Source organism: Tianweitania sp. (assembly GCF_032053605.1).
In the GTDB taxonomy this organism is placed as follows: domain Bacteria; phylum Pseudomonadota; class Alphaproteobacteria; order Rhizobiales; family Rhizobiaceae; genus Tianweitania.
Window position 1 is genome coordinate 21,459 of the sequence record NZ_DAMBUH010000032.1, and the last position, 10,049, is coordinate 31,507.

Genomic DNA, 10,049 nt, shown 5'->3' on the forward strand with positions numbered 1-10,049 from the left:
TTGATCCGTGAATGCGGCCTTTATACAGGCCGCACAAAAGCACTGGTTCGAGGCGGGAGAGTCATGGAAATTTTTACGGGTGCCGGACTTCTGGCCCTCCTTCAGGTCATGGCGATCGACCTCGTGCTGGCCGGCGACAACGCGATCGTCATCGGCCTAGCCGCCGCCGGCCTTCCGGCCGACCAGCGCAAGAAGGCGATCCTCGTCGGCATCATCGCGGCCACCGTGCTGCGCATCATCTTCGCGCTGATCACCAGCCAGCTTCTGGCCATCGGCGGCATCCTGCTGATTGCCGGCGGACTGCTGCTCCTGTGGGTCTGCTGGAAGATGTATCGCGAGCTCAGCGTTTCGCCCGATGAGGAAGACGAAGCGCATGAAGCCCTGGAAGGCCGCGACGACGGCGTTGCCCGCGGTCCGCGCAAGACCTTTGCCCAGGCTGCGATGCAGATCGTCATCGCCGACGTGTCCATGTCGCTCGACAATGTGCTGGCTGTGGCCGGCGCCGCAATGGAGCATCCGACCGTCCTGATCATCGGCCTGATCCTGTCGATCGCGCTGATGGGCCTCGCCGCTTCTTACGTCGCGCGCCTCCTGCACAAGTATCGCTGGATCGCCTGGATCGGCCTGCTCGTCATTCTCTACGTCGCGCTGAAAATGATGCTCGATGGCGCGATCGCAGAGTTCCCTGAACAGCTCGGCTTCCTCGCCGACTACCTGGGCTGGGCCGGCATTCATGCTCCGGGTGCGGCCGCCGCGCACTGATCCGGCTGGATCGCAGCATGAAGACGCAAAAAGGGCGGCCCCGAGCCGCCCTTTTCTTTGGTTGATGAAGCGCCGGCCTATTTGCTGGCGGCATCAAAGATCTCGGTGGTGTAGCCACCTTCCGGCGCCTTGCTCACGATCTTCTGGTCCACCACCAGCTTGGCCGTGCGCTCGTAAGCGGCCGGATCGAGCTTGCCGGATGCGTCGCCGAGCAGCTTGGCGACTTCGCCCATCATGCGCTTCTGGTGGTTCTCGTCCTGGCCGCCATTGTCGACCACGATCTCGGCTGCCTCGTCCGGGTTTTCCATGGCGTATTTCCAGCCCTTCATGGAAGCCTTCACGAAGCGCGCCATCTTGTCCTTGAAAGCGGCGTCCGACAGCTTGTCTTCCATGACGTAAAGGCCGTCTTCCAGCATGTCGTTGCCGAGCTGGGTGTAGTTGAAGACGAGCAGGTCCTCCGCCTTGAAGCCGGCATCGATCGCCTGCCAGTATTCGTTATAGGTCATAACCGAGATGCAGTCGGCCTGCTTTTGGACGAGCGGCTGCACGTCGAAGGACTGCTTCAGAACGGTCACGCCATCTGGCCCGCCTTCGGTCGACAGGCCGAGCTTGTTCATCCAGCCATAAAACGGATATTCGTTGCCGAAGAACCAGACGCCGAGCGTCTTGCCCTTGAAATCGGCCTCGGTTTTCACCGGACCATCCTTGGGGCAGATCATCTCCAGGCCCGACTTCTGATAGGGCTGCGCGATGTTGATGAGCTTCACGCCCTTGTCGCGCGCAGCGAGCGCCGGCGCCATCCAGTCCACGATCACATCGGCGCCACCACCGGCGATCACCTGCTCCGGCGCGATGTCCGGCCCGCCCGGCTTGATCGTGACGTCGAGGTTTTCGTCGTCGTAGAAGCCTTTTTCCTCGGCCACGTAATAGCCGGCGAACTGGGACTGCGTGACCCACTTCAGCTGCAAGGTGACCTCGTCGGCCGCAAAGGCCGGCAGGGCCGCCATCGACAGCGCGCTCGCCATCAGAATTCCCGTCAGATGCTTCATTTTTCTTGTTCCCTCTGAAGTTACGCCTTCCCGGTCCGGAAAGACGGATGCCAGAACGTGACGGCTCTCTCCACCAAAGCCACCCCGCCATAAAACAGTGAGCCGATGATCGCGGCCACTGCGATTTCCGCCCAAACCATGTCGACATTCATGCGGCCGACTTCGGTTGAGATGCGGAACCCCATGCCCACCACGGGCGTGCCGAAAAACTCAGCCACGATCGCGCCGATCAGCGCCAGAGTCGAGTTGATCTTGAGCGCGTTGAAGACGAACGGGCCGGCCGCCGGCAGGCGCAGCTTGAACAGGGTCTGCCAATAACCAGCCGCATAGGTGCGCATCAGATCGCGCTCCATCGTCGAGGTGACGGCAAGCCCGGCCACCGTATTCACCAGCATGGGGAAGAAGGTCATGATGACGACGACGGCGGCCTTGGATTGCCAGTCGAAGCCGAACCACATCACCATGATCGGCGCGATGCCGATCATCGGCAAAGCCGAGACAAGGTTGCCGATCGGCAGCAAGCCGCGCCGCATGAACGGGAACCGATCGGCAATGATGGCCGCAACGAAGCCTGATGCGCAGCCCATGATGTAACCCGCGAGCACTGACTTCAGGATCGTCTGGTTCACATCCGCCGCGATCACCGACAGCGAGGAAGCAAGCTTGGCAAAGATTGCGCTCGGCGGCGGCAGGAGGATGAAGGGGATGCCGAGGCCGCGCGTGACGGCTTCCCAGATGATCAGGATCCAGGCGCCGAAGATCGCGGGGATGATCAGCGCAAGGATGATCCGCCCGGCACGACTGCGCGGCTGAAGGCCGGACAAGACCGCAACGCAGCGCCAGGCAAGCAGCCAGCAGGCCGCGAGAACCACGTAAAAGCCCGGGCGCGCCAGTCCGTTTTCATCCGAAATCAGGGTGAACAGAAAGACGGTGGCGAGATGGGCGCAGAAGAACAAGGCGATGCCACGCCACAAACGCGCTCGCACAAAGGTATCGATCACGATGCCGGCGATCAGGAACCCATAGACCAGGATCAGCGTGGTCCATGCGACTGCTGGTGCCGTCATTGCGATCGGCACATTGGCTAAGGGCAGTTGGAAGAGTGCCGCTAGAAGAAGGAGCACGGCGGTAAGGCACTGCCAGGATAAAGCGCGCATCATGACGGTCGCGCTCCCATGCGGCGTTGCACGATGGCGCCGACGATATCGACAGCGGTGACGAGAAGCACGGCCACGAGGCTGCCAGCGACAAGGGCCGCAAACATGTCGATCGTCTGGCTGTAATAAGAACCGGCCAGCAGCTTGGAGCCGATGCCGGCGACCGCGCCCGTCGGCAATTCGCCGACAATTGCGCCCACGAGGCTGGCCGCGATCGCCACCTTCATGGACGCGAACAGGAACGGCACGGAAGCCGGCAGTCGGAGCTTCCAGAAGGTCTGCGCCTTGGAGGCATGATAGGTGTGCATGAGATCAAGATTGATGATCTCGGGCGAGCGCAGACCTTTCACCATGCCGACGGCGACGGGGAAGAACGAGAGATAGGTCGAAATCAGCGCCTTCGGGAGCAGGCCAGTGAGGTTCACCGCCGCCAGCACCACGATGATCATGGGCGCCAGCGCCAGGATGGGGATCGTCTGCGAAGCGATGATCCAGGGCATCAGGCTGCGGTCGAGCGAGGTGAAATGCACGATGCCGACCGCAATCAGGATGCCCAGCACAGTGCCGATCACGAAGCCGAGCAGGGTCGAGGAAAGCGTCACGCCGGCATGATAAATCAGGCTGCGATTGCTGGTGATCTTCCGCAGAAAGGTGTTTTCGAAGAAGTTGGTGGCGACTTGATGCGGCGCGGGCAGCGTCGGCTTGGGCTGCGTCATGGTCGCGATGAACAAATCACTGCTTGAACGCTCCACCCCTGCCCTTCGGTCGAGGTCGCGCTGGAATGGCGCATTCATGAAGTAGGTGCCGGCATACCAGATCGCGATGATCGCGATCAGCATGACCAGAACGGGGATGATCCTGTTGCCGCGTGCCTCGCTCATGGCTTTACGCGCCTAATCATCATAGGAGTGGCCGGCGCGCAGGCCGTCGCGGACGCGCGCGGCGATGGCAAGGAATTCCGGTGTTTCGCGGATGTCGAGCGGTCGTTCGCGCGGCAGGGTGGACTCGATCACATCCGTTACCCGCCCCGGTCGCGGCGACATCACGACGATGCGCGTCGATAGATAAACGGCTTCCGGGATGGAGTGGGTCACGAAGCAGATCGTCTTGTCCGTGCGCCCCCAAAGCTGCAGCAGCTGCTCGTTGAGGTGATCGCGCACGATCTCATCCAGCGCGCCGAAGGGTTCGTCCATCAGGAGCAGATCGGCATCGAAGGACAAGGCGCGGGCGATGGAAGCGCGTTGCTGCATGCCGCCTGACAACTGCCACGGGAACTTCTTCTCGAAGCCGGTGAGGTTCACCAGCGCCAAAGTGCGGGCGATGCGCTCACGCTTCTCGGCATCCGAAAAGCCCATGATCTCCAGGGGCAGCGCGACGTTCTTCTCGATCGTGCGCCAGGGGTAAAGCGCGGCCGCCTGGAAGACATAGCCGTAAGCGCGCCGCTCGCGGGCCTCGCGCGGGCTCATGCCGTTGATGCTGATCGTGCCGTCGGTCGGCTGTTCGAGATCGGCGATGACACGCAAGAAGGTAGTCTTGCCGCAACCCGACGGGCCGATGAAGGAAACGAACTCACCCTTGTTGATGGCGAGATCGACGTCCGCCAGGGCGCGCACCGGGCCGTCATTGGTCTGGAATGTGAGCCCAAGCCCTGCCGCCGAGATGACGGAAGGAGCAGAGGCGGTGGCGTGGCTTTGATGGCTGGCCTGGATGTCCATGAAAGGGTGTCAAACCCCCGAAACGGGGATGCCCGCGCGCTCGACCTTGCGCGGGGCGGTGATTTCCTTCCAGGTCGACAGCGCGCGGTTGACCGCAGCAAAGGGCTCACGCGCCACGAACTCGCCATGTCCCGGCTTGGCATCGACCTTGTCTTCAGTGATCGCCACTTCGCCACGCGTGAACACGAAGCGCGGCAGGCCGGTGACTTCGACGCCTTCGAACACGTTGTAGTCGATCACCGATTGCTGGCTGCCGGCCGAGATCGTCTTGGAGCGGTTCGGGTCCCATACGATGATATCAGCGTCCGACCCTTCAAGGATGGCGCCCTTCTTGGGATACATGTTGAGAATCTTGGCGATGTTGGTGGAGGTCACCGCCACAAACTCGTTCATGGTCAGCCGTCCGGTGACGACACCGCGGGTCCATAGAACCGGAAGCCGGTCTTCCAAGCCGCCGGTGCCGTTCGGGATCTTGGTGAAGTCGTTCAGGCCGGTGCGCTTCTGCTCGGTGGTGAAGGCGCAGTGATCGGTGGCGACGACCTGAAGCGAGCCGGATTGCAGGCCAGCCCAAAGCGAATCCTGATGCTGCTTGTTGCGGAAGGGCGGGCTCATCACGCGGCGAGCAGCGTGGTCCCAATCCTTGTTCATGTATTCGGTTTCGTCGAGCACGAGATGCTGGATCAGCGGCTCGCCGAACACGCGCATGCCCTTCTGGCGCGCGCGGCGAATGGCTTCGTGGCTCTGCTCGCACGAGACATGCACGACATAAAGGGGCGAGTTGGCCATGTCGGCGATCATGATGGCGCGGTTGGTCGCCTCGCCCTCAACTTCCGCCGGTCGCGAATAGGCGTGCGCTTCCGGCCCGTTGTTGCCGGCGGCAAGCAGCTTCTGGCTAAGCGCCGCGACCACATCGCCATTTTCGGCGTGAACCAGCGGCAGCGCGCCGAGATCGCTGCAACGCTGGAAGGACGAGAACATCTCATCATCATCCACCATCAGCGAGCCCTTATAGGCCATGAAATGCTTGAAGGTGTTGATGCCGCGATTGACCACCTCGGCCATCTCGTTGAACACCTGCTCGCCCCACCAGGTAATCGCCATGTGGAAGGTGTAGTCGGTCGCAGCTTTGACCGACTTGTTGTCCCACATCTTGATCGCATCGAGCAGCGACTGGCCGGGGTTCGGCAAGCAGAAGTCCACTACCATCGTGGTGCCGCCGGCAAGGGCCGCGCGCGTGCCGCTTTCGAAATCATCGGCGGAATAGGTGCCCATGAACGGCATTTCGAGATGCGTATGCGGGTCGATGCCGCCGGGCATGACATAGCAGCCCGTGGCGTCGAAGCTTTCGTCGCCGGACAGGTTCTGGCCGATCTTGCTGATGACACCGCCCTCGATCAGCACATCCGCCTTGTAGGTGCGGTCTGCGGTGACAATCGTGCCGTTCTTGATGACTTTGGACATGGAGTTCCCCGTGTTTTTATTGCCCGTCAAAGATGGTCGCTTTCGCTAGGTTGGAGCGAGGTTGGCGGGTGTGGTCGCGACACCTTGGAAGACAGGTGAAAAGTGTCTGGTGACGGCGAGTTCGGATAGAAGCTGCTCCACGCAGCCGTCGAACTGATCGGAGATCTCGCCGGTCGTGAACCTCACGACGCGATAGCCGGCGTTTCGCAGCCAGGCGTCGCGTACGGAGTCACGCTGAAGGCCGGAGGGCGTGAAATGATGCTCGCCGTCGACTTCGATGACGAGCCTGTGCGCGTGGATGGCGAAGTCAACGGTGTAGGGGCCGAGCGGAACCTGCTTGCGAGCATGGATGCCGTACCATTGTCGGAACCGCTTGAGCTCGGCCCAGAGTTTCTTTTCACCGTCTGTCATGGATCGGCGGAGGTGTCTTGCGCGCTTGATGGCGTGGGTGGTGATCTGGGTTGGCATCAGGATGCCTGCGCTTTGAGCGGAGAGGTGGTCGACCCCCACCCCTTACCCCTCCCCTCAAGGGGGAGGGGATTTCGGAAGCCAAACTGCTTGATGGAGAGGTTGCGAAGGCAGGCTCGGCGAGGACGCCTCCCTCCCCCTTGAGGGGAGGGATAAAGGGTGGGGGTTCCTTCGCGCCGAGCTCCAAACATCATCCGCCGCCCCTACCCCACGATCTCCGCCGTCTCCAAAACGGCATGAAACAGCACATCGCAGCCCGCCCCTGCCCACTCCTTCGATATCTCTTCCGCCTCGTTGTGGCTCAACCCATCCACGCAGGGGCAAAAGATCATCGCCGTTGGTGCGACGCGATTGATCCAGCAGGCGTCATGGCCGGCGCCGGAGACGATGTCGCGATGGGTGTAGCCGAGCCGGTCGGCGGCATCGCGCACGGCCTTGACGCAAGTTTCGTCGAAGGTGACCGGATCGAAGTGGCCGACCTGCTCGACTTCGGCGCTGATCTCCAACGCCTCGCAGATGGTCACGATGCCGTCGCGGATGCGGGCATCCATTTCGTCCAGCGTTTCCTTGTCGGGCGAGCGGATATCGATCGTGAATACGGTCTTAGCCGCAATGATGTTGCGGGAGTTCGGATAGACTTCCATATGGCCGATCGCGCCGACCGCATCCGGTTGGTAGTCCATGGCGATCTCATGCACGAGCTCGGTGATGCGGGCCATGCCGAGGCCGGCATTGCGGCGCTTGGGCATCGGGGTCGAACCGGTATGCGCTTCCTTGCCGGTGAGCGTGACCTGCAGCCATTTCAAGCCCTGCCCGTGGGTGACAACGCCGATGTCGAGGCCTTCGTCTTCGAGGATCGGGCCCTGCTCGATATGCAGCTCGAAGAACGCCTTCATCTTGCGCGAGCCGACCGGCTCCTCGCCCTTCCAGCCGATCCGCTCAAGCTCGTCGCCGAAGCGCTTGCCCTTGGCGTCGGTGCGGTTATAGGCATAGTCCTGTTCCAGCACGCCGGCGAACACACCGGACGCCAGCATCGCCGGGGCAAAACGGGCGCCCTCCTCGTTGGTCCAGTTGGTGAGGACGATCGGATGCCTGGTCTTGATGCCGAGATCATCAAGCGAGCGGATAACTTCGAGCCCGCCGAGCACACCCAACACGCCGTCGAACTTGCCTCCGGTGGGCTGGGTGTCGAGATGGCTGCCGACATAGACCGGAAGGGCATCAGGGTCGGTCCCTTCGCGGCGGAAGAACATGGTGCCCATCTCGTCGACGCCCATGGACAGACCGGCGGCCTCGCACCAGGACTGGAAGAGCTTGCGGCCTTCCCCGTCTTCATCGGTCAGCGTCTGGCGGTTGTTGCCGCCAGCAATGCCAGGGCCGATCTTGGCCATGTCCATCAGGCTGTCCCAAAGCCGGTCGGAATTGATGCGCAGGTTTTCGCCGGGCGCGGCCATTCATTGCTCCCCAAAGCAACTTCGTTGCAGTCTTGTCGCTGCGGCGGCTTGGTTTGCCGCCGCAGCGATTTCTCCCCTTTAGTCCACCGTCCGCAGCACCGCGCGGACATGGTCGATCAGCTCGTCGATCTGTGCCTTCGAAATGATCAGCGGCGGCGACAAAGCGATGATGTCGCCGGTGGTGCGGATCAGCGCGCCGCGCTCGAAGGCCTTGATGAAGGCCGAGAAAGCACGCTTCGTCGGCTCGCCGGCGATCGGATCCAGCTCGATCGCGCCGACCAGGCCGATATTGCGGATGTCGATGACGTGCGGCTCGCCCTTCAGCGAATGCAGCGCTTCCTCCCAATAGGGTGCGAGCTCGGGCCCGCGCTCAAGCAGGCCTTCTTCCTTGTAGGTCTCGAGCGTCGCCAAACCGGCCGCGCAGGCGATCGGATTGCCGGAATAGGTGTAGCCGTGGGCGAACTCGATGAGATGCTCGGGGCCGCTCATGAAGGCGTCGTGGATCTCGCTGGTAACGAACACCGCGCCCATGGGAATGACGCCATTGGTGACGCCCTTCGCGGTGATCATGATGTCCGGCTTCACGCCGAAATAGTCGACGGCAAAGGGCGTGCCGAGGCGGCCGAAGCCGGTAATGACCTCGTCGAAGATCAAGAGAATGCCATGCTTGTCGCAGATGGCGCGCAGCTTCTCGAGATAGGTTTTCGGCGGAATGAGCACGCCGGTGGAACCCGAAACCGGCTCGACGATCACGGCCGCGATGGTGGAGGCATCATGCAGCGTGACGATGCGCTCCAGCTCGTCGGCGAGTTCGGCGCCATGATCCGGCACGCCCTTGGTGAAGCCGTTCTTGGTCGGCAGATGCGTGTGCGGCAGGTGATCGACGCCGGTCAGCAACGTGCCGAACATCTTTCGGTTGCCGACGATGCCGCCGACCGAAATACCGCCGAAATTGACGCCGTGATAGCCGCGCTCGCGGCCGATCAAACGGGTGCGCGAGCCCTGCCCTTTGACGCGCTGATAAGCCAGCGCGATCTTCAGCGCGGTCTCGACGGATTCAGAGCCGGAGTTGGTGAAGAAGACGTGGTCGAGCCCATCCGGCGCCATGTCGACGAGGCGGTTGGCGAATTCGAAGGCGATGGGATGACCCATCTGGAAGGCCGGCGCGTAATCGAGCTCGGCCGCCTGATGCTGGATCGCTTCGGTGATCTTCGGCCGGCAATGGCCGGCATTGACGCACCAAAGGCCTGCGGTGCCGTCCAGAACCTGGCGACCATCGGCCGTCGTATAATACATGTCCTTGGCCGCCACGAGCATGCGCGGCGACTGCTTGAACTGCCGGTTGGACGTAAACGGCATCCAGAAAGCGGAAAGGTCGTTGGGTGCGTTAACCCGGTTCAGCATGCTTCAGTCTCCTTGCTCTCACCCCGTGCGCGCACCACGGCAATGGCTTGGGATTCCACACCATTTTCGCCGGCAATTTTGACCGAACGGACAAAGGTTAGCATTGCCGCAGGGGCGGTCAAGGGAATACTAATCGAGCCGGAACGGGGAGCGGGCGCGCCACTCCAGGCAATCAACTGGGCCAGACGGTTGGTCCAGGGCTCAACGCTTAAGCAGATCCATGGAGCTTCGTGATCATTGTGGATGCAGTTGCTCCTCGAACGCGCATTCAGATCGAAAAGCGCGAGCTGATCCTCGAAGCCGCGCTCGATGTTTTCTCCCGCTTCGGCTTCCGAGGCGCGACCATCGACCGCATCGCCGAAACGGCCGGCATGTCGAAGCCGAACCTTCTTTACTACTTCCGCCGCAAGGACGACATCTATTCGGCCTTGATGCAGCGGCTTCTCGACACCTGGCTGCAGCCGCTGCGCGAGCTGGACGATATCGGCGAGCCGTTGACGGAACTACGCGGCTACATCCGCCGCAAGCTCGAAATGTCGCGCGACTATCCCCGCGAAAGCCGGCTGTTCGCCAACGAGA

The 10,049-nt window shown here is 62.1% G+C and carries 10 protein-coding genes; 2 read left to right on the top strand and 8 right to left on the bottom strand.

Annotated elements, in window-relative coordinates:
- The first annotated feature begins 63 nt into the window (after positions 1–63).
- On the top strand, positions 64–762 hold the full coding sequence (locus RTX98_RS09775) for a TerC family protein (RefSeq protein WP_312796279.1): 699 nt from the start codon (positions 64–66) through the stop codon (positions 760–762).
- A gap of 77 nt (positions 763–839) precedes the next feature.
- On the opposite strand, the gene RTX98_RS09780 is transcribed toward RTX98_RS09775, so the two are convergent.
- From RTX98_RS09780 to RTX98_RS09815, 8 genes are all read right to left on the bottom strand, one after another.
- A complete protein-coding gene (locus RTX98_RS09780) occupies positions 840–1,811 on the bottom strand; it encodes an ABC transporter substrate-binding protein (protein ID WP_312796281.1) in 972 nt (323 codons plus the stop codon).
- Positions 1,812–1,831: 20 nt separating this feature from the next.
- The gene (locus tag RTX98_RS09785; protein WP_312796299.1) at positions 1,832–2,968 is read right to left on the bottom strand and encodes an ABC transporter permease; all 1,137 of its coding nucleotides are present in this window, start codon (positions 2,966–2,968) and stop codon (positions 1,832–1,834) included.
- Positions 2,968–3,807, bottom strand: coding sequence for an ABC transporter permease (locus tag RTX98_RS09790; RefSeq protein ID WP_416223099.1), 840 nt, complete (start codon positions 3,805–3,807; stop codon positions 2,968–2,970). The genes RTX98_RS09785 and RTX98_RS09790 overlap by 1 nt, the downstream gene beginning before the upstream one ends.
- A gap of 54 nt (positions 3,808–3,861) precedes the next feature.
- A complete protein-coding gene (locus RTX98_RS09795) occupies positions 3,862–4,683 on the bottom strand; it encodes an ABC transporter ATP-binding protein (RefSeq protein ID WP_312796284.1) in 822 nt (273 codons plus the stop codon).
- Positions 4,684–4,692: 9 nt separating this feature from the next.
- A complete protein-coding gene (gene hydA, locus RTX98_RS09800; protein ID WP_312796286.1) occupies positions 4,693–6,144 on the bottom strand; it encodes a dihydropyrimidinase in 1,452 nt (483 codons plus the stop codon).
- A 45-nt stretch (positions 6,145–6,189) separates the two neighbouring features.
- Complete coding sequence (locus RTX98_RS09805) at positions 6,190–6,612, bottom strand: endonuclease domain-containing protein (RefSeq protein ID WP_312796287.1); 423 nt, start codon at positions 6,610–6,612, stop codon at positions 6,190–6,192.
- A gap of 203 nt (positions 6,613–6,815) precedes the next feature.
- Complete coding sequence (locus RTX98_RS09810) at positions 6,816–8,066, bottom strand: Zn-dependent hydrolase (protein WP_312796288.1); 1,251 nt, start codon at positions 8,064–8,066, stop codon at positions 6,816–6,818.
- Between the two features lie 78 nt (positions 8,067–8,144).
- Positions 8,145–9,470, bottom strand: a complete 1,326-nt coding sequence (locus tag RTX98_RS09815; protein ID WP_312796289.1) for an aspartate aminotransferase family protein — start codon at positions 9,468–9,470, stop codon at positions 8,145–8,147.
- 233 nt (positions 9,471–9,703) lie between these two features.
- Here RTX98_RS09815 and RTX98_RS09820 point away from each other — a divergent pair.
- The coding region (locus RTX98_RS09820) for a TetR family transcriptional regulator C-terminal domain-containing protein (RefSeq protein ID WP_416223098.1) at positions 9,704–10,049 on the top strand (346 nt) is incomplete at its 3' end.